At 27.3% G+C, this 19,983-nt stretch carries 21 protein-coding genes; 4 read left to right on the plus strand and 17 right to left on the minus strand.

Going from position 1 to position 19,983, the window contains the following annotated elements:
• Positions 1-163: 163 nt before the first annotated feature.
• The 3 genes from pfkA to accD all read right to left on the minus strand — a co-directional run bounded on the left by pfkA (position 164) and on the right by accD (position 3,063).
• Positions 164-1,132, minus strand: coding sequence for a 6-phosphofructokinase (gene pfkA, locus Q1J48_RS00365; RefSeq protein ID WP_300360582.1), 969 nt, complete (start codon positions 1,130-1,132; stop codon positions 164-166).
• A 61-nt stretch (positions 1,133-1,193) separates the two neighbouring features.
• The gene (locus Q1J48_RS00370; protein WP_300330582.1) at positions 1,194-2,162 is read right to left on the minus strand and encodes an acetyl-CoA carboxylase carboxyltransferase subunit alpha; all 969 of its coding nucleotides are present in this window, start codon (positions 2,160-2,162) and stop codon (positions 1,194-1,196) included.
• 16 nt (positions 2,163-2,178) lie between these two features.
• Positions 2,179-3,063, minus strand: coding sequence for an acetyl-CoA carboxylase, carboxyltransferase subunit beta (gene accD, locus Q1J48_RS00375; protein ID WP_300330584.1), 885 nt, complete (start codon positions 3,061-3,063; stop codon positions 2,179-2,181).
• A 243-nt stretch (positions 3,064-3,306) separates the two neighbouring features.
• Here accD and Q1J48_RS00380 point away from each other — a divergent pair, with 243 nt between their 5' ends.
• Together Q1J48_RS00380 and Q1J48_RS00385 are read left to right on the plus strand one after the other, a co-directional pair.
• A complete protein-coding gene (locus Q1J48_RS00380) occupies positions 3,307-3,918 on the plus strand; it encodes a hypothetical protein (protein WP_300330586.1) in 612 nt (203 codons plus the stop codon).
• Positions 3,893-4,558 carry a toxin-antitoxin system YwqK family antitoxin gene (locus Q1J48_RS00385; protein ID WP_300330588.1) on the plus strand — a complete coding sequence of 222 codons (666 nt, stop codon included), beginning with the start codon at positions 3,893-3,895 and terminating at the stop codon, positions 4,556-4,558. The genes Q1J48_RS00380 and Q1J48_RS00385 overlap by 26 nt, the downstream gene beginning before the upstream one ends.
• A 47-nt stretch (positions 4,559-4,605) precedes the next feature.
• On the opposite strand, the gene pgsW is transcribed toward Q1J48_RS00385, so the two are convergent.
• The 8 genes from pgsW to ggt all read right to left on the minus strand — a co-directional run bounded on the left by pgsW (position 4,606) and on the right by ggt (position 12,353).
• Positions 4,606-5,682 (minus strand): poly-gamma-glutamate system protein, encoded by a 1,077-nt coding sequence (gene pgsW, locus Q1J48_RS00390; protein WP_300360563.1) that lies wholly within the window; start codon positions 5,680-5,682, stop codon positions 4,606-4,608.
• Positions 5,679-6,134, minus strand: a complete 456-nt coding sequence (gene pgsC / locus Q1J48_RS00395; RefSeq protein ID WP_300360564.1) for a poly-gamma-glutamate biosynthesis protein PgsC — start codon at positions 6,132-6,134, stop codon at positions 5,679-5,681. The genes pgsW and pgsC overlap by 4 nt, the downstream gene beginning before the upstream one ends.
• Positions 6,127-7,272, minus strand: coding sequence for a poly-gamma-glutamate synthase PgsB (gene pgsB, locus Q1J48_RS00400; RefSeq protein WP_300360566.1), 1,146 nt, complete (start codon positions 7,270-7,272; stop codon positions 6,127-6,129). Before pgsB ends, pgsC begins: the two co-directional genes overlap by 8 nt.
• Before the next feature lie 87 nt (positions 7,273-7,359).
• Complete coding sequence (locus Q1J48_RS00405; RefSeq protein ID WP_300360568.1) at positions 7,360-8,487, minus strand: M14 family metallopeptidase; 1,128 nt, start codon at positions 8,485-8,487, stop codon at positions 7,360-7,362.
• 14 nt (positions 8,488-8,501) lie between these two features.
• Entirely contained in the window at positions 8,502-8,645 is a 144-nt protein-coding gene (locus Q1J48_RS00410) for a hypothetical protein (RefSeq protein ID WP_300360569.1), read from the minus strand.
• Between the two features lie 25 nt (positions 8,646-8,670).
• The gene (locus Q1J48_RS00415; RefSeq protein ID WP_300360571.1) at positions 8,671-9,942 is read right to left on the minus strand and encodes a TRAP transporter large permease subunit; all 1,272 of its coding nucleotides are present in this window, start codon (positions 9,940-9,942) and stop codon (positions 8,671-8,673) included.
• Positions 9,943-10,036: 94 nt separating this feature from the next.
• Complete coding sequence (locus Q1J48_RS00420) at positions 10,037-10,570, minus strand: DUF6305 family protein (RefSeq protein WP_300360572.1); 534 nt, start codon at positions 10,568-10,570, stop codon at positions 10,037-10,039.
• A gap of 25 nt (positions 10,571-10,595) precedes the next feature.
• Positions 10,596-12,353 carry a gamma-glutamyltransferase gene (ggt, locus tag Q1J48_RS00425; protein WP_300360573.1) on the minus strand — a complete coding sequence of 586 codons (1,758 nt, stop codon included), beginning with the start codon at positions 12,351-12,353 and terminating at the stop codon, positions 10,596-10,598.
• Positions 12,354-12,954: 601 nt separating this feature from the next.
• Here ggt and Q1J48_RS00430 point away from each other — a divergent pair.
• Both Q1J48_RS00430 and Q1J48_RS00435 read left to right on the plus strand, forming a co-directional pair.
• A complete protein-coding gene (locus tag Q1J48_RS00430; RefSeq protein ID WP_300360574.1) occupies positions 12,955-13,992 on the plus strand; it encodes a sensor histidine kinase in 1,038 nt (345 codons plus the stop codon).
• The gene (locus Q1J48_RS00435; protein ID WP_300360575.1) at positions 13,982-14,605 is read left to right on the plus strand and encodes a response regulator; all 624 of its coding nucleotides are present in this window, start codon (positions 13,982-13,984) and stop codon (positions 14,603-14,605) included. The genes Q1J48_RS00430 and Q1J48_RS00435 overlap by 11 nt, the downstream gene beginning before the upstream one ends.
• 29 nt (positions 14,606-14,634) lie before the next feature.
• Here the strand turns inward: Q1J48_RS00435 and Q1J48_RS00440 are convergent, their stop codons facing one another.
• The 6 genes from Q1J48_RS00440 to Q1J48_RS00465 all read right to left on the minus strand — a co-directional run bounded on the left by Q1J48_RS00440 (position 14,635) and on the right by Q1J48_RS00465 (position 19,965).
• Entirely contained in the window at positions 14,635-16,155 is a 1,521-nt protein-coding gene (locus Q1J48_RS00440) for a DUF1846 domain-containing protein (RefSeq protein WP_300330590.1), read from the minus strand.
• A gap of 109 nt (positions 16,156-16,264) precedes the next feature.
• On the minus strand, positions 16,265-16,960 hold the full coding sequence (locus Q1J48_RS00445) for a flavin reductase family protein (RefSeq protein ID WP_300330592.1): 696 nt from the start codon (positions 16,958-16,960) through the stop codon (positions 16,265-16,267).
• A gap of 12 nt (positions 16,961-16,972) precedes the next feature.
• Positions 16,973-17,791, minus strand: coding sequence for a hydroxyethylthiazole kinase (gene thiM, locus Q1J48_RS00450; RefSeq protein ID WP_300360576.1), 819 nt, complete (start codon positions 17,789-17,791; stop codon positions 16,973-16,975).
• Between the two features lie 9 nt (positions 17,792-17,800).
• Complete coding sequence (gene thiE / locus Q1J48_RS00455) at positions 17,801-18,433, minus strand: thiamine phosphate synthase (RefSeq protein ID WP_300360578.1); 633 nt, start codon at positions 18,431-18,433, stop codon at positions 17,801-17,803.
• Entirely contained in the window at positions 18,426-19,232 is an 807-nt protein-coding gene (gene thiD / locus Q1J48_RS00460; protein ID WP_300330598.1) for a bifunctional hydroxymethylpyrimidine kinase/phosphomethylpyrimidine kinase, read from the minus strand. Before thiD ends, thiE begins: the two co-directional genes overlap by 8 nt.
• A 16-nt stretch (positions 19,233-19,248) precedes the next feature.
• Positions 19,249-19,965, minus strand: coding sequence for an SIMPL domain-containing protein (locus Q1J48_RS00465; protein ID WP_300360580.1), 717 nt, complete (start codon positions 19,963-19,965; stop codon positions 19,249-19,251).
• Between the last annotated feature and the right edge of the window lie 18 nt (positions 19,966-19,983).

Here is a 19,983-nt window from a genome sequence, read left to right on the forward strand (position 1 = left end):
TTACTTCTGTCATTTTACTCCCCTTTTATACTTTTTTTATAATTCATAAAAATAAAAATCAAAACATTATAACATATCTTTTAAATTTTACAAGTTCTTTTTTAGAAATATTTTTTTATAAAAAAAAGGCCACCCCATTAAGGTAGCCCTTAGTTTTAATTTATTATCTTGAGAATATGTCAGCAATACGATATAGATCTAAAATATTATTTCTCTTAGTTCCTTCCCAAGCATAAGAAATAGGGTGAGCAACCAGATCTCCTCTCTCTATTCCTATCATAACTCCACCTTCACCAGCTTCTAGAGTTTCAACTGCTTTTACTGCCATTTGAGTAGCAAGCATTCTATCTCTTCCACTAGGAGTTCCTCCTCTTTGGATATGTCCTAAGATAACTGTTCTAACTTCTGTTGTAACTTTTTCTTTTAATTTCTTCTCAATATCAAATATATTTCCAACACCTTCAGCTACTAGAACGATATCATGTAACTTTCCTGTGTTTCTTCTTTGTTTGATTTGGAAAGCTAGCATTTCGATAGAGTTTTCTACTTCAGGAATAAGTATTCCATCTCCTCCACCACAAATACAAGAGTGAACTGCCAAGTCCCCTGCTCTTCTTCCCATTACTTCTACTAGTATTGTTCTTTCATGAGATGTAGCTGTATCTCTTAATTTAGATACTGCATCTAATATAGTATTTAAACAAGTATCAAAACCTATTGTAAAATCTGTTCCTATTATATCATTGTCAATAGTTCCTGGTAAACCTACTACTTTTATTCCGTGTTCTTTCGCTAATAGATCTGCTCCTCTATAAGAACCATCTCCACCTATAACTATAAGTCCTTCAATTCCTCTTCTTTTTAAATTTTCTGCAGCTATTGCTCTATATTTAGGATCTTTAAACTCTGGGCATCTAGCTGTAAGTAGTGCCGTTCCACCCTTCTCTATTATTCCAGATAAGAAACGACCGTCCATTAAAAATATCTCGTCCATTAACATTCCGTGATATCCTCTTCTTACTCCGTAAACTTCCATTCCTTTGTATTGTGCCATTTTTGCAGCTGCTCTTATAGCTGTGTTCATTCCTGGAGAGTCTCCTCCACTTGTAAGGATTGCTATTTTATGCATTATTTAACCTCCGAAAAAAATTTTATGATATGATAGTTTTAATTTTTTACTTTTTGTATTTTAGTTAAATTTCTGTAATTTCTCCATCTAATTTTTCCAAAAAGAAACCTATCTGTCTAAATTTATTATATCTTTTTTCCAATAAAGTATCTACATTTATTTTTTTTAATTCAGAAATTGATGAGAGAACGGCTTTTTTTAGGTTAATTTGTGCACATAAAATATCACGATGTGCTCCACCTACTGGCTCAGATATTATTTCATCAATTACTCCTAATTTTTTTAAATTTTGAGCTGAAATTTTTAAATTATTTGCAGCTTTTTCTGCAAGACTTCCATCTTTAAATAATATAGCTGCACATCCTTCTGGAGATATAACTGAATAGATAGAATGTTCTAGCATTAAAACTTTATCTGCTACTGCTAAAGCTAAAGCTCCACCACTTCCACCTTCTCCAATTACAACTGAAATTACAGGAACTGTTAATCCCATCATTTTCATAAGATTTCTGGCTATTGCCTCTCCTTGACCTCTCTCTTCTGCCTCGATTCCTGGAAATGCACCAGCTGTATCAACTAAGGTAAGAATTGGTATATTAAATCTTTGTCCTATTCTCATAAGTCTTAATGCTTTTCTATATCCTTCTGGATTTGCCATTCCAAAATTTCTACGAATTTTTTCATTTATATCCTTACCTTTTTGATGCCCTATTATTACAAATTTTTGACCTTCAATTTTACAAATTCCTCCAACAATAGCTGGGTCATCTCCATAAAGTCTATCTCCATGTAACTCTACAAAATCCTCTGTTATTCCTCTAATATAATCTAAAGTAGTAGGTCTATTTGGATGTCTCGCTATTGAAACTTTGTCCCAGTCTGTTAGCTTTGAATATATCTCTTTTATTTTTTCATTATATAATTCTTTTTGTTTTTCTATTTCTTCACTTAAATCAACTTCTTTTGATTTTGCAAAGGCTTCTAATTCTTTTATCTTATCTTCTATTTCTAAAAGTTCTTTTTCAAAATCCAATTTTCTTCCTCCTAATCTAAACTAAATTACTTAAAACTTTGGCGATTGTGTCTTTCATTTCTTCTCTTTTTGTTATTATATCAAGCATTCCATGTTTTAATAAAAATTCACTAGTTTGAAAACCTTTTGGAAGTTTTTGTTTAATAGTTTGTTCTATTACCCTTTGTCCTGCAAAACCAATTAAAGCTTTTGGCTCAGTTATTATTACATCCCCTAGCATAGCAAAAGATGCTGTAACTCCTCCTGTTGTTGGATTTACAGGTACTGAAATAAATGGAACTCCAGCTTCTTTTAAACGGTGAACTGCTGCTGATGTTTTCGCCATCTGCATAAGAGAAACTATTCCTTCATACATTCTAGCACCACCTGAACTTGAAACTACAACAGCTGGAATTCTTTTTTCTAATGCTCTCTCTAAAGCTCTTGTTATTTTTTCTCCCACAACAGAACCCATGCTTCCACCTAAAAAATCAAAATCCATAACCGCTATACTTACTTCTATTCCCTTTATTTTTCCTATTCCTGAAATAACTGCCTCATTAATTCCTGTTTTTTCTTTTGCTTTTGTTATTTTATTTTTATATCCTTCAAATTCTAAAAAATCCTTTGCTTGAAGATTTTCATCTTCTTCAAAAAATGTACCATCATCAATAAGTAAATTGATTCTTTCTCTTGCACTCATTCTGTAATAGTGATTACAGTTTGGACATCTGTATAAATTTCTACCAATATCTTTCTTTAAAATTATTTCTCCACACTCTGGACATTTTTCCCAAAGATCTGAAGCCTCTTCGGTTATTCCTGTACTTTTTTTATCTTCCTCAATCATTTTATCTTCATTAACTTCATCTTTTACAGTTAATGTAGCATATTTTTTCTTTCTTAGAGAAAAAAATCTCATTTTCTCCCTCCTTTTAAATTTCCCTTTTTAATTTTCAAAAACAAAAGTATAAAAATCAGTCCTAAAGTTCTATTTTATAAAATTTTTTTCAAAATTTCAATAATTATTTGCATTAATTTTTAATTTGCTATAAAATGATAATATAAATTTTTTATATAATTATCTATATTCTTAGATATAATTTTTCTTGTTTTTGTTTAAATTACACAAAAATAATATTATAATACCTTGGAGGGTGATACAATGAAAAAAGCAATGTTTATTCTTTTAGCAACAACTATGATAGGATGTTCTGGACTTCCTACTTTATCTACTCAAAATAAACAACCTTCTATGGCAGAGGAAAAAATAGCAAATACAGTAGATATCAATAGAGAAATCTATGGAATTGGAAAAGCTAGAATTTCATCAGCAGGACCTTTTGTTACAGAAGAAAGAGCTAGGGAGCAGGCTCTAAATGATTTAAAAGGAAAAATGAATCAAAAAATTGATATTTATTTTCAACAAGAATTATCTCTTGTAGATAGCTATTCAAAAAGAATTTATACTAGTTCATTAAAAGATTTAAGAGATTACACAGCTAACATTGCCCTTGGAAATGTTACTGAAAAAGCTTCTTTTGTTAACGATGGAATGTTATACATTATCGTTACAGCTTCTTTAGAAGATATCTTCAAACAATCTAAATACACTTTTGTAGAATATACTAGCGATTTAATAAAAAGATTAGAAACTGTAAAAGCTAATGTAAATGCTATGGAATATATAGCACCTATTGAAAATGTTAATGTTAACTCAGTACAATCTAGAGAGGAAAAAATGATTGAAGATGAAGAAGAACTACTTGTTAAATAAATTTAAATTTTTTCTTGTTGGTTCTCTACTATTACAAACAGCTTGTACTGGATTAAATAATAATTCTTTATCAAATAGCTCTTACAGGTTATCAAATATTACTTCTAGTGGTAATGGAGAAGTTGTTGATTTATTTTTTACAAAAGATAAAATCAAAAGAACTTTTTCTCTTTCTCATGGAAAAATTCATGGAATATATAAGGAATTTTATCTTTCTGGAAAATTAAAAGAAGAGATATGTTTTGTCAACGGAAAAAAATATGGTACTGCTAAAAAGTTCTATGAAGATGGTAATATTAAAATAGAAGGAAATTTCATTGAAAATTCTCCTTATGGCAAATTTCAATATTTTTATCCTAATGGAAATCTAGCTAAAATAGAAAACTATTCTTTGGGAATTCTTCAAGGAGAATACAAAGAATTTTATGAAAATGGTAATATTAAAATTTCTTTAAATTATATCAATGGATATAAAAATGGAGTTTATACTTCTTATTATGAGAATAAAAAAATAAAAGAGGTTGGAAATTATCTAAATGGTAAGAGAAATGGAATTTGGAAATCATATGATTCAAATGGTAAATTAATATTATCAGAAGATTATAAAGATAAGGGATTTATTAGACCTGAAGAAAGATAAAGTTTTAAGTAAAAAAAAGGTTCTTTTATAAAAGAGCCTTTTCTTTATTATTTATTTTCTAAAAAATATTTTTTTAATAATATATTCTTAATAAGATATAATAAAACAATTAAAATTATTCCTAAATTATATGAAAAATTTGAAATCTTTTCGAAATAAACTAATGAAGTTCCTATTTCTGGGAAGGGTACTGGATCTATTGGTATTCCATTTCTTAATGCAATTTCTCTTATATTTAATAAATATAAAATGGGAATTTCATTGCTAAAAAATTTACTTATCAACCCTGTTTTTATCTCTTTATTTTCTGTTCTATTCAATATTACATCTTTATTAATAATTATATTTGATGTCTTTCCTAATGATAAAATATTTCCTCCTATATTTACAAAAGCTTTTATTTTTTGTTCTCCATATTTTTTATAAAATTCATATCTTTCATCTATATTTTTTTCTACATTTTCATTATAGAAAAATTTTAAATTATATTTTTTATTTTTTTCCTTTATTTTTTCTTTAAGAGATATTTCAAACTCTTTTCCAATATCATCTATTCCTCCAAATGAGTATGCTATACTTTTATTTTTTATCAATCCTTTTTGATATAAATAATTTTCCATATCAAGATAATCAAACTCTTCTATATTACCTCCATAATTAGATGAACCTACTGTATTCACTATAATTCCTTTTAATTTTAAAGTATCTAAAGAAGATATTAAAGCAAGATTTAAAGCAGGAAAAGAACTAGACATATTAACCGCAACTACATCTCCTTCCTTTAGATTTAGATTTTTTAGCTTTTTAGTTATTAATGCAGAAAAATCAGGATTTATACTTGTTCTTTTAGCTTCTTCGTTTCCTAAAGTTGTTGAAATATTACTCCATTCTTTCCCCATTAATCCAGTTAAGTTTTTATCTATTTCTTCTTCTATTTTAATTTTTCTTCTTATTTTTTCCAATTTTATTTCATTTGTTAATCTCTTAAAATTTTCTGCAGACAATACCATCTCTTTATAATACTCATCTCTTATTTTTATTTTATTATTTTTCATTCCATACTGAATAAATATTAAAAAAATAGCACAAATTACAAGTATATACTCATCTTTCTTTTTTTTCATAAAAAATCTCCTATTTCATATATGATTTCAATTATCGATTTTATAAATATTGATACTATCATTAACAATGATAAACTTTTTATCATTCCGTTTCTTTCAATATCTCTTGCTAAAATAGCTGTAATCATTATTCCTATAATATTTCCACTTAAAAACTCTATCTGGTACTCTTCTAAGTAAAGATTAATTTTTCTAAAAAAAAGGCGAACTAAAAATCCTACAATAATATATACAGCAAATTTTCTTCTTCCATAAAGAATAGTTCTATCTGATATAATTCTAACTATTAAATATACTATAATTGCAGCTATTAATGTAATAATTACTTTTTGTGAATTCTCTAAGTAAAGTGCTAAATATGCTGGAACTATTAATCCCCCTGAAGATATTTCTGTTATTTCATAGAAAATTATAGTAATTACTATTCCTAAAATAATTATTTCATTATTCATCTATTATTTCTCCCTTCTCTTCCATAAAATTTATGATCTCCTTTCCATATCCACAAATATTACCTACAGCCATTATAAAGGTATCATTATCTAAGGTATCAAAATAATTATTATCTAATAAAATTTCTATCTTTTCTTTCAAAATTTTTTCTTTTATTAAATAATGATAAAATAATTTTTTATTTTCTCCAGATATTATTATTTTATCAAATTTTTTTTCATTTTTCTTTACAAATTCTATGTATTGTTCCCAACGACTAACTCTATCTTTCCTATTATTAACTAAAATAATTTTCTCATTATTAAAATAATTTCTTTTAGAAATTTTTTCTAAAATTATCTCACTTGAATTTGGATCATTAGCTGCTAAAGCATTTACTAGATAAATTTTTTTCCCTTTTAGATTTTTATAACACATTGTCTTTAAAACCCCTGGATCTTTATGATATCTTCTCATTCCTGAAAGAGCTTGTTCTTCCTCTATTCCCAAGTATTTACAAACATCCACAGCTATTGCTACATTTATTGCAAAATCAATTCTTTCATATTCTTTTTTTAATTTATTACATAAAAAAACTTTTGTATTTTTTATTTTTCCTTCTTCTTTAAAAAACTCAAAATAATTACTATCCCCTGTAAACAAAACTCCATTTATTGGTATAGTATTAGATAAAGATCTAGCTATTTCATTTAAACTATTTCCCATTTCATCTAAATGATCTTCTCTAACGTTTGTTATTATTGAAATATCAGATTTTAAAATTTTATTTTCACATATATATTGTAATTCAGGATTTACTGCCATACATTCTAGTACTAATATTTCACTTTCTTCTTTTACTGCCCATTTAATTGCCTTTATTTGTTCTTTTATATTTGCTTTCCCTTTTCTTAAAATTTCTTTTTCTCTTCCTTTTGTATCTATTATTCTAGGTGAAGTTCCAGTTATTTTAGTAAAAACTTTGTATCCTGCTTCTCTTAGACCAGCATCTATTAATCTTGAAACTGTTGATTTACCTCTTATTCCATTTATGTGAATCACATATTTTAATTTTTTTCTTCTTCTTTTGTTAAATAAATTTTCACAAAAAAGGTAACATAAATATATGCTTATTAAAATTAAAATAAATTTTTCCATAACTCTCCAATCAATATTTTTTTATATTATAATATTTTTTTAAAAAAACTGCTACAATCTTGAAAAATTTTGTAGCAGTTTTATTTTTTATTTAACTTCTCTCAAATAATTACCAATTCCATTTTCTAATAATTCTGCATATGTTGGTATATTTGTTACTATCATCTCTTTATCTGGTTCTGTCTCTCCTAATACAGTTATAAATTGTATTACTCCAGATAAATGTCTTCCTACTCTCTCTTCTAAAGGATGACCATTTTCATCATATGGAACATATAATCTACCTAATTTCGCTGCCTCAACATATCTTTGATCTTTACCCGTTAAAACTAAATCAGCATTTGTTTTCCCTCTTAATCTTCCTTGAGAAGCATTAGCTGATTCCATTAAAACTGCATATGTATTTGTATAATCTCCCAACTCTCTGTGTGTTAACCCTCTTAAACTCACAGGTGAAGGTTCTAAACTTATCGCTATATCTTCAAATTCCAAATTCATTGCTACTTGTGATGCTATTCCCATTGCTCTTTCATGAGATACAATTGCATTAATAACTGGGTACTCAGGAGATGCTTCATGTAAATCTATTGTCATATCTATATTATTTTTCTTTATTAATTCAGTTACAGCATATGCCATTTTTTCTGTATAAGTTCCATCTGCTCTTCCTGGATAAGCTCTATTTATATTTCTTGTCTCATTTCCTGATAAATTTTGTCCTGAAGCTGCATGAACATATACATCTGGATCTGGCCATTGATCTAAGGGATTTGTAGCTCTTGAACCAAATCTAAACCATCTCTCTCCAAATTTAGTTTTTATAGTATATCTTTGAGGGGATGCTTCTTGAGGATCATTGTGTGTTAATCCACTACCGTTAGTTCTTGGCAATACATATAAAGTTCCTTTTTCCACTTTTGCATTTTCTACTAACAATGTGGCTCCAACTAAAGCTGATGGCTCATTTCCATGAGTTCCTCCTAATACTAATACATTCCCCCCTGGTTCTTTTCCCTTAAAAATATAAACATCACTATCTCCTGAAGTTCCTTTTAATGAAGGTAAATAGTCACTTAATTTTTGAACAGATGTTACTCCTTCTCCTTTTACAATAGGCTCTGGTTCTCTCATTTTAAGAAATTCTTTTCCTGCTAAAAATGCAACTATTAAAGAGAGAAAAATTATAGTTATTCCTGTTGTTTTATTTCCTTTCATCTCAATTTTCCTCCTTATTTTATTTTTAGTATTCTTAAAAGTAATGGTATTATTACTAGTGCCGCATTTAATTGCTTAGATATACTTTTTTCTGTTAAAAGATTTAATATTACCAATATTAAAACATATAAAACTATTAATAAATATATATACATCATTATTTTATCCACCTCTTTTTATAAATTAAAATATGATAGTTCCTAATTTATTTGATAATAATATTATTACTATTGAATACACAATAATTATTATTCCTGGAATTAAAGATTTTTTTAAAACAGGTGTATAATTTTTCATTCCAACTATTTGGGCAGCAAAAATACCTGCTAAAGCTGTAGGTGGCATTAAATCTCCTAAAGCTGCTATAAAAGATATTGCAGATCCTGTTATAATTTGATTATAAGATAAAAATGCCATTAAAAATGGAACTCCTAAAACTGATGCTGCTCCAAAAGAAGATACTGCCCCAAATAAAGGTATTGTCACTGCCATTGCCACAAATAATAATCCTTCGGGAAGACTTAAACTATTAACTACTACATAACCTCTTACACCTGTTAAAGTCATTGTTTGAATAAACATTCCTACTCCCATAAGTATCCCTAAAACAGGTAAGCATTGATTTATAGCTTCTTTTGAAACTTTTATAAAATTAACTTTTTTTCCACTTATTAATCCTACAAAAGATCCTATAATAAATATTAACGGCATTCCCAACCCAAATATTCTCGGAAAAACTTTATCTACAATCATCAAAATAACAACAATTAATACTGGTATATACAGTTTAAATCCATACATCATTACTGAACTCTGATCTATTTCTTTTGCTATAGTTTCATAATTTATATTTTTTACATGCTTTAATCCTAAATACAATACAGAGAATATAGCGACAGGAATAGTTAATAAAAGTAATGGTATTGTAAATCCAACATATGGCATATCTATTCCACCACCTATAATCATTGCTGGCACATTAACTGGTGGAGCAATCATTCCACATATCCCACCAATAGCTATTATTGTTGCTGTTTCTACTATAGGAATACCTATCAACATTAAAATTGGTGCTACAATACTACCTGCTGTTAAAACAGAAGCTGTTGAAGAACCTGTTATCATTCCTGGAAACATTGAAATAAACATTAGCAGTACTAATAACAGTGCTGGTGATTTATGAAATTTTTTAAGAATTGAAGAACTTAAAGCATTTAAAGTTCCTATTTCTTGAATAACTTTCATAAAAATCATTGCTGTGGCTATAACTAATATAGTATCTATATATCCAAAACATCCCTCTATTAAATGTCTTACTGGTATTCCATTTCCTGATACAATCATTGCTGAAACAGATGATAAAACCATAGCTATACTTACTGGCAATTTTAATATAAAACAAGATGCCATAAAAATAATTACCATAATCAAAAATAATGTTAATTCTATTGACATACCTTTCCTCCTCGTAAAAAATTCCATTGTGTTTTTACTTTTAAAAAAATAACAATCTCAATTTATTATTGAAATTGTTATTTTTTTATTTTATTTATTCAAAAGCATTTTTTAATGGTTCTAATGCCTCTGTTATCTTTACAACTGTATCCATTGGAATATTTTTTTCTTTTGAAATTTTAGTAAAAGCACCGTCTTTATTTCCATCTTCAACAACAATTAAATAATCTACATTCGGTGCTGAAGCATACATAAATTTATCTGATAATTCTCCTCTTCTTGCAGATCCACCTATATGCATTCCTATTATTTTTATTCCTTTTGCTTTTGCTTCTTTTATTAATTTTTCTGTTCTAGCTAGTTCATCTTCTGCTTTTATTCCAGCAGCTCCCAGTCCTTTTGAACTTCCGCCTATTGCTAATATAAGTGTTTTTTCTCCTTTAATTCCTTCAGCAGTTACTGATTTATCAAAATTGGCATCTATTTGTCCTTTCTTTAATAGTGCTTTTACCATTTGAACATCTGCACTTTGCCCTATAGATGTTAATAATATTGGTTTTTCAAAATTTGCTGCTAAAGTTGTTATTGCTGATAATAAAAATGTTGATAATACTAATAATTTTTTCATTATTTTTTCCTCCTGATATTTTATTTTAAAATCCTAATGCTTTTCCATCTCTTCTTGGATCTGCTCCACCTTCTAATGTTCCATCTTCTCTATATAAAACTCCTTGTACTGATCCCATTCCTCTATCCCAATCTTCTGTTTTTATTACTTTGTGTCCCATTTTTTCTAGTTTTTTTACTGTTTTTTCTGATACTCTTGATTCTACATTAATAACATCTGAAGTATTGTCATAAAGTCTTGGTGCATTTATAGCATCCTGCATTCCCATACCATGATCTATTACTCTACTAATCACTTGAGAAACTGTACTTATTATTTTCGTTGCTCCTGGTGAACCTAATACCATAAATGGTTTTCCATCTTTAAGAATTATTGTTGGTGACATTGAACTAAGCGGTGTTTTTCCTGGAACAACTGAATTTGGATGATCTGAACCTGTTACAAAGTCATCCATTTGATTATTTAGTACAAATCCATATCCATCTACAACAACACTATTTCCAAATAATCCATTAACTGTTTTTGTTATAGAAACCATATTTCCTTCTTTATCCGCTATTGAATAATGTGTTGTATCTTCAGATTCATATTGCCATGGATCATGCGCTTTACTTGGTTTAGATTGTTTCATATCTATATATTTAGATACTTCTTTTGCATACTCTTTAGATACAAATCCCTTCATTGGTACAGGAATGTAATCACTATCTCCCATATATTTTGCTCTATCTGCATAAGCTAATTTATAAGCTTCTGAAAATAAATGTAGATACTCTGGAGAATTAACTTCCATTTTTCCTATATTGAAATTTTCCAATATATTTAGTATTTCAACTACTATTGCTCCACCAGAACTTGGAGATGGTGATGAAATTATTTCGTAACCTCTATAAGTTCCAACTATTGGTTTTCTTATGATTGGCTTATAATTTGCTAAATCTTCCATTGTAAATAAACCATCATATTTATTTAACGATTTTACTATAGCTTTTCCTATTTCTCCTTTATAGAAACCATCTTTTCCATTTTTTATAATTATCTCTAATGTTTTCGCCATATCTGGATTTTTTAATTTTTCACCAACTTCATATGGAAATCCCTCATTTAAAAATATTTTCCCTGTTTCTGGATATTTTTCCATCATGTCAAATTGATTTTTCATATCTCCTGATAAAGTTGGTGTAACATAAAATCCATTTCTTGCTAAATTAACAGAAGGTCTTATAACCTCCTCTCTTGACATTGTTCCATAATTTTCAAGTGCATATAAAAGTCCTGCAACTTCTCCAGGTATTCCAGCAGCTTTTCCTCCTTCTTTTTTTTGATTACCAATTACTTTTCCATTTTTATCTACTTTCCACATTTCTGCTGTAGCTTTTTTAGGAGCTCTTTCTCTAAAATCTATAAATATAGTTTCACCTGTTTTAGCAATTCTAATTGTCATAAATCCTCCTCCACCTAATCCTGATGAATTTGGTTCACACACACCTAAAGCAAATCCTGCTGCAACTGCAGCATCTATTGCATTTCCCCCTTTTTTTATTATATCTAAACCTATCTTACTAGCTTCAAATTTGCTTGTAGAAACTATTCCTACTTTACCATATGCTCCTCTATCTGTTCTTATCATTTCTCCTTTTTCATCAAATGGTTTCCATTCATTTACTTCTTTAACTACTATATCTTGTTCCTTACTCATTTGTCTATTAGAGTATGAGCTACATGCTGTTAAAGTCATTGCAAAAGAAGCTATTACTGCTGCGAAAAAAAGTCTTTTTTTCATTTTTATCCCCCTTTTTTATATTTTTGTTTATTTTTTATTTATAAAGATTTATTTTAATATTATTTGTTCTCTTATAAAGGAGTATACTACTTTTTATGTTTTATATCATCATTTTCTTTTTTTTCTCTTTTTTCTCTTTTTTCTCTAAAAATAAAATTAAATTTTTGCAATCTCTAAACTTTTTAGATATAATAATACTAATTATAATAATATTTAAATTTTTATTCTGCTGGGGATCTTTATGATGAAAAATATATCTTTTTTTAATTTAAAATTTAATACTAAAGAATTCTTTTTGGGAAGTTCTATGGTTTTATTTAGTATTCTTCTTCCTAATTTTTTATTGCCTTATATTTTTACTACTTATGAATTTTTTAATAAAATTATAGATCTTTGGAGTGTAGAGTATTTAATTTACTCTGCTTTTTACTTAGTTTTTTTTAATACCCTTACTTTATTCCCTATTTTTTTGTCAGTTTTTTTATTAATGGACTCTGTTGAGATAAAATTTTATAATAAACAAAAGTTCGTTTTGAAAATTTTATTTGGTTTTTTATTAATTCAAATTATTTATTTTTTAGTTTATAAAGTTTATTATGATATGAATTACTATTTTGGAAAAGTAGCCATACTTGAAATGATTTATATCGTTATTCACTCAAATCAAAAGTTTAAAAGTATTTCTCTTTCAAAGAGAAATTTTGTACTTTTTTTTATATTTATAGGAATTCAATGGTTAGAGATAACTAAATATTTTTCTATTTTAGATTTTAAAAATACCAGTGAAATTTTTTTTGATTTAAAAGCAATAGCTGAGCTTTTAGAAGCATCTTTTTTACTTGATTTTATTGGTTTTAGTTTATTTTTTATTTTTTTTATTTTTTCAATTTCTTTACTTCTTTTATTTTTAGATCAAGAAAAGGAAAAAAATATTTATGAAAAAGAAAAAAGAATTAATCAAGCTCTCTCTGATTTAGCTATACAAGAAACTGAAAATAGATATTTTAAAGAAATACAATATCTTGTTCACGATTTAAAAACTCCTTTATTTTCAATAAGCACTCTTATTGAAATTCTTGAATTAGAAGAAAAAAATATAAGAAAATTAAATTATTTTAAAAGAATTGAAGATTCTCTAACTAGATGTAATGTTATGATTTCAGAAATATTAAATGATTCTAATAAAAATAATTTATTTCTTGATAATGTTTTTAATTTTATTTTTTCCTATCTTTCTACTCATAATTCTATAAATTATTTAAAGTTCTATAATTTTTCTCCAAAAATAAAATTAAAAATAAATCAAATTCTTTTTTCTCGTGCTATTATTAATTTAATATTAAATTCTTATGATGCTATTTCGAATAAAAAAAATGGTATTATTAATGTAATAATAAAGTATTACTTTTCAAAAATTTTAATAATTATTGAAGATAATGGAATTGGTATTGATCAATTTCAATTAAAAAACATTTTTAATAGAGGCTATTCTAGTAAAAATTCATCTGGAATAGGTTTAAATTTTGTAAAAACTGTCATAGATGAACATAAAGGAAAAATTTTTGTAATAAGTCAAAAAAATAAAGGTACAAAGTTTTTTGTTATTTTAGGAAAGGAGTGTATCAACTATGAAAAATAAAATTTTAATTATAGATGACTCTCAAGAAATTCTTTTTGCTATTTCTGAATTTTTTAAAATAAAAAATTGGGAAACTTTAACAGCACATAATATTGAAGAAAGTTTAAAATTAATTACTGATGATAGTAACATTGATATCATCATCATTGACTATCATTTGCCATATATTAATGGTATTTTAGGAGTGAAATTAATTAGAAAAATTAATAAAGAAATTCCTATTATAGCATTAACTATTGAAGGTGAGGAATCTGTTGCTAATCAATTCTTTTTAGCTGGAGCAAATGATTTTGCAATAAAGCCTATAAAAGTTTTAGATCTATATTCTAGGGTCAATGTACATTTAAAATCAAATAAAAAAATTAAAATTCCATTAAATACTGAATATAAAAAAGGAATTAATCAGAATACTATACTTCTTATTAAAGAACAACTTGAAAAAATTAATAATTATATTACCATAGAAGAAATTTCTCTCTTAACTGGCTTAGCTCCAAAAACTATAAATAGATATATGAACTATTTAGTAGAATGTAATAAAATAAATATGAAAATTATTTATGGAAAAATTGGGCGCCCTAAAAATAAATATCTATGGAATAAAAAAATCTAGGAGTTTTGCTCCTAGATTTTTTATTTCTATTATAATTCTGTATAATATAAATTTTCTGTTGGGAATACCATATCACAAGTAACATCTATTCCTAATTTTCTTAAAAGTTGCTCATCTGTTTTTCCTAAAATAATAGTAGAGTGAGCTTGAGATCCTTTTAATTTTCCTAATTGATCTATTGCTTTTTTAGCTCTTTCATCTGTTAAAGCACAAATACTTAAAGCTATCAATACCTCTTCACAGTTAAGTGTAGGTTTCTTTCTTCCAAAATTATTAATTTTTAAATTCATTATAGGTTCAAGAGTTTCTTGAGCTAATAAATGTATCCCATCTTCAATACCAGCTAAATACTTTACTGCATTTAGAAGAGCTGAAGCTGAGGCACACATTGTATTAGATCCTTTTCCTGTTATAATTGTTTCATCATCTAATTGTATAGCCACTGCTGAAGCCATTGACTTCTCATTTACATCTTTATTTGCTCTTTTAATTTTTTCTAGACGCTTTCTAGCTGCTACTAAAACTGCTCTATCTTCCTCTTTTAATTGTAAACCTTCCATTATCATTCTAGCTCTTTGGAAAGTTTCTTGATCGATATATCCTTTTTTATATTCACAACCTGAATTTAGATATCTTCTTATAACTTCTTGTTCAGATGCATGTCTTACAACATCATCATCAATTATTCCATATCCAACTCTGTTAACTCCCATGTCAGTTGGTGACTTGTACTCTGATGGATTTCCTGTAATTCTTTCAATTATTCTTTTTAATACTGGAAATGCTTCTACGTCTCTATTATAGTTAACTGCCATTTTTCCATAAGCTTCTAAATGGAATGGATCAATCATATTAACATCTTTTAAATCAACAGTTGCTGCTTCGTAAGCAATATTTAAAGGATGTTTTAAAGGTACATTCCAAACTGGGAAAGTTTCAAATTTTGAATATCCAGCTTTTATTCCTTTTTTTCCTTCATGGTAAAGTTGGTTTAAACAAGTAGCTAATTTTCCACTTCCAGGTCCTGGAGCTGTTACAACAACAATTGGTTTAGTTGTTTCTATGTAAGGATTTTTTCCATATCCCTCTTCACTAACTATTGTATCAACATCTGTTGGATAACCTTTAGTTGTTCTGTGTCTATAAACTTTTATTCCTCTATGCTCAAGTTTATTTATAAATACTTTAGTAGCTGGTTGATCTTCAAATCTTGTTATTACAACACTATTTACTTCTAGGTCATAATCTCTTAAATCATCTATAAGTTTTAGTACATCCATATCATATGTTATACCAAAATCTCCTCTGATTTTATTTCTTTCTATATCTCCTGCATATACACATATTATAACTTCAACTTTTTCTTTTAACTTATGCAACAATTTTATTTTTGCATTTTCGTCAAATCCAGGTAAAACCCTTTTAGCATGTAGATCGAAAAAAAGTTTTCCACCAAACTCCAAATATAACTTATCATAATTATTTACTCTTTCCAAAATAAACTTAGATTGTTCTTCAAGGTATTTATTGTGGTCAAATCCTATTTTCATAAATATCTCCTTATAATAAAATTTTCAACTACATATTGTAACACATTTTCTATAATTTTTCCAATGATTATTATCATTTTATGAAAATACTAGATTTTTTCTATTTTAATTAAAGCTCTTTTTCCGCTAATTTGCTCTTTTTCTTCATACGATTTCCATATTTTCTTTTTTTAGGTTTTTCTTGAGTTTTCTTTTCCTCTTGTGATTTTTTTATATTTATTCCCTTTTTTATTTTTGTTTTTTCTTTCATAACAGAAAACCCAAAATTTCCCAAAACTTTTTTTGACATAGGAAAATATTCCCCATGGCAATAGTTTATTAAGTTAGCTTCTTCAAAATGAATTTTTCCATTTTCATCTAAAAGATTTTCATCTATATGAGAAGTTAAAACTTCTGCTAAAAATAAATCATGCGTTCCCAATGGAATTATATTTTTTACACGACATTCTATATTTATTGGACACTCTTGTATATAAGATGATCCTACCTTTTCTCCTGGAACCATTGTAAATTCCATCTCTTTTATTTTATCAACTGTTCTCCCTGAACGAACCCCACAATAATCAACCTTTTTTGTAAGTTCTACTGTTGGAAGATTTACAGTAAATTCCATACTCTCTTTTATATAATCATAAGACAATCTTTCAGGCCTTATTGATATAGAGAGCATTGGAGGTTTTGTACATATTGTTCCTGTCCAAGCAACTGTAAAAACATTCTCTTTTCCCTCTGAATTTTTACTTGTGATTAAAACTACCGGAACTGGATTTAATACAACACTTCCTTTAAAATCTATTTTTTTCATAAAACTCCTCTATTAAAAATTTTCTAAATTAATTTTTTCCTTTTCTAAAAATTTTTCTTTTGTCATATTGTAAATATTATCTATAATTTTTACTCTTAGACTACCATTTCCTTCTGACACCAAAAGATTTTCTTCTGCTATCTCTCCAGCTATTCCCATTGAAGTAACTCCAACAGTTCCAGCCACCATATAATCATCTAAACTTCCACAAGCACAACCGATCAATGAAGCAGTCATACAACCTGTTCCTGTAACTTTTCCCATTATTGCAGTTCCATTTTGTATACTAGCTACTCTTTCTCCATCAGTTACAATATCTTCTTTTCCTGTTATTGCAATAACTGTATTTAATTTTTTTGCCAATTCTTTTCCAATTTCTTTAGCATTATCTTCTTTCTCTACTGAGTCTACCCCTCTATTTGAAGATATTTTCATTCCTGCAATAGTTTTAATTTCTGCTAAGTTTCCTTTTATAACAGCAAAATGAACCTCTTTTATTAGGCTTTCAATTAAATTTTTTCTCATAGTACTTGCTCCAGCCCCAACTGGATCTAAAACTACTGGCACATTTAATCTATTAGCTATTCTTCCAGCTTCTACTACCATATCTCTCATATTTTTTTCCATTGTCCCTATATTTATTACAAGAGCTGATGTAAAAGATAAGATTTCCTCTAGTTCCTCTTTACAAAAAGACATTAAAGGAGATCCTCCCATAGCTAAAGTTATATTTGCACAATCATTTATAGTAACTGTATTTGTTATATGAAAAACAAGAGGATTTTTTTCCCTTATTTTTTCTAATGCATTACCTAATACTTCTTTTGACATTTTTGCCTCCTAAGAATTTACGTATTTTTTTAAATTTTTTGTAGCTTCAAAAATATCTTCATTTCCTAAAATTTCAGAAATAACTGCTACCCCATTAACACCAGTTTTCATTACATCAGAAATATTATCTAGATGTATTCCACCTATTGCAACATTTGGTATTGAAATACTATCAACTATTTTTTTTAAATTTTCAAGACCAATTGGAACATTTATATCCTTTTTACTTCCAGTGAAAAATATAGCTCCTATTCCTAAATAATCAGCTCCATCTCTTTGAGCTTTTAAAGCTTCCTCTATATTACTAACTGAAACACCTATTATTTTATTATCTCCTAATTCTTTTCTAGCTTCAGTTAACTCCTCATCACTTTGTCCTATATGAACTCCATCAGCATCAACAAGTTTAGCAACTTTTACATTATCATTTATTATTAAAGGAACTTTATATTTATCAGTTATTTCCTTTAATTTTTTGGCTATTTCTAAAAATTTTTCATCATCTATATTTTTTTCTCTAAGTTGAACAAGTGTTACTCCACCAAGAATACTTTCCTCTACTGATTTATATAGATCTCTATCTCCTAAAATTCCTCTATCTGTTACCAAATATACAGAATAATCAATATTTTTTTTATTCATAATTCATTCCTGCTTTTTTATAAAGATCTACAAAATGCCCTACTGGTCCTACTCCGTGTCCAATAGCAAATGAATTTTTAATAGCTTCTGTTATGTATTCTTTTCCTAATCTTACAGCTTCTTCTATAGAATTTCCTTTAGCTATAAGAGATGCTATTGATGAAGAAAGTGTACAACCTGTTCCATGAGTATTTATAGTATCAATTCTTACACCTGGATATTTTACTACTTCTCCATTTTCAAGAAGAAGAATATCAGTACAATTATCCTCTCTATGTCCACCTTTTACTAAAACATTTTTAGCTCCTAAAGCTTGTATTTTTTTAGCAGCTTCTACCATTTCCTCCTCATTAGTTATTGTCATATCTGCTAAAATTTCTGCTTCAGGAATATTAGGAGTTACTAATGTTCCTACACTTATAAATTTTTTCAAAGCTTCAATAGCCTCATCTTTTAATAATTTATATTTGCTTTTAGATACCATTACAGGATCTATAACAACATTTTTAGCATTATATTTTTTTAATGTCTTTCCTATTGTATTTATAATTTCAGTGCTAGAAAGCATTCCAACCTTAACAGCATCTACTTCTATATCATCAAAAATTGCCTCTATTTGTTTTTCTATTATTTCATTTGAAATTTCTTGTACTCCAAAAACTCCCATTGTATTTTGTACAGTTACTGCTGTGATAGCACTCATCCCATAAACTCCTAAAGCACTCATTGCTTTTAAGTCAGCTTGTATTCCTGCTCCCCCACAAGTATCAGACCCTGCAATTGTTAAAACTTTTTTCATCGACTCAATCCTCCTATTATTTTATTCTCCATATTACCATTACTTTATCTTTCATTTGTAAATCATCTGGTTGAATATTCATATTACCATTAATCTGATACAATTTTACACCTCTTCCTAATGGTTCTACTTCTTTACCATCACCTTTTGAAATATATTCAATTTCTTGAATCTCTGCAATATCAAAATTTCCAGCCTTAGCTAAAATTTTTGCTTTTTCTTGAGCATTTTCAAAAGCTCCAACCATCAATTTATTCTTTATATCCTTATCATTTTTTAATTTATACATTAAAGCTACATCTACATTTTCAATTTTTAAGTTATTAAATACTTTTAAAACTTCCCCAGCTTTTTTATCTTTTATGTCAAGATCCACATAAATTTTATGAGTATATCTATAACCTAAAAATTTATTTTCATAATTCCCATTTTCATTTTTTACATTTTCATAATAACTATCAATATTAAAATAAGTAGTTTTTATTTGATCTTTTTTTATTCCCTTATCCTTTAGTTTATTTTGAATAAAATTTAAAGTTTTCTCTGAAGATTTTACAGCTTCTTCATAAGTTGGTTTTATTTCTGAAAAACTTATTTTTATCTCCAAAGTATCTGGTGCTACATTTAAAATACTTTCACCTATAACTTTTATACTTCTATTTCCCTCTTCCTTTCCAAAAGAATATGTTAAACTTCCTATGATTAACATTAAAATGCAGATTATTTTTTTCATAATCTTCCTCCTTAAATT

Origin of the sequence: Fusobacterium sp., assembly GCF_029258315.1 — a bacterium.
Lineage (GTDB): Bacteria > Fusobacteriota > Fusobacteriia > Fusobacteriales > Fusobacteriaceae > Fusobacterium_B.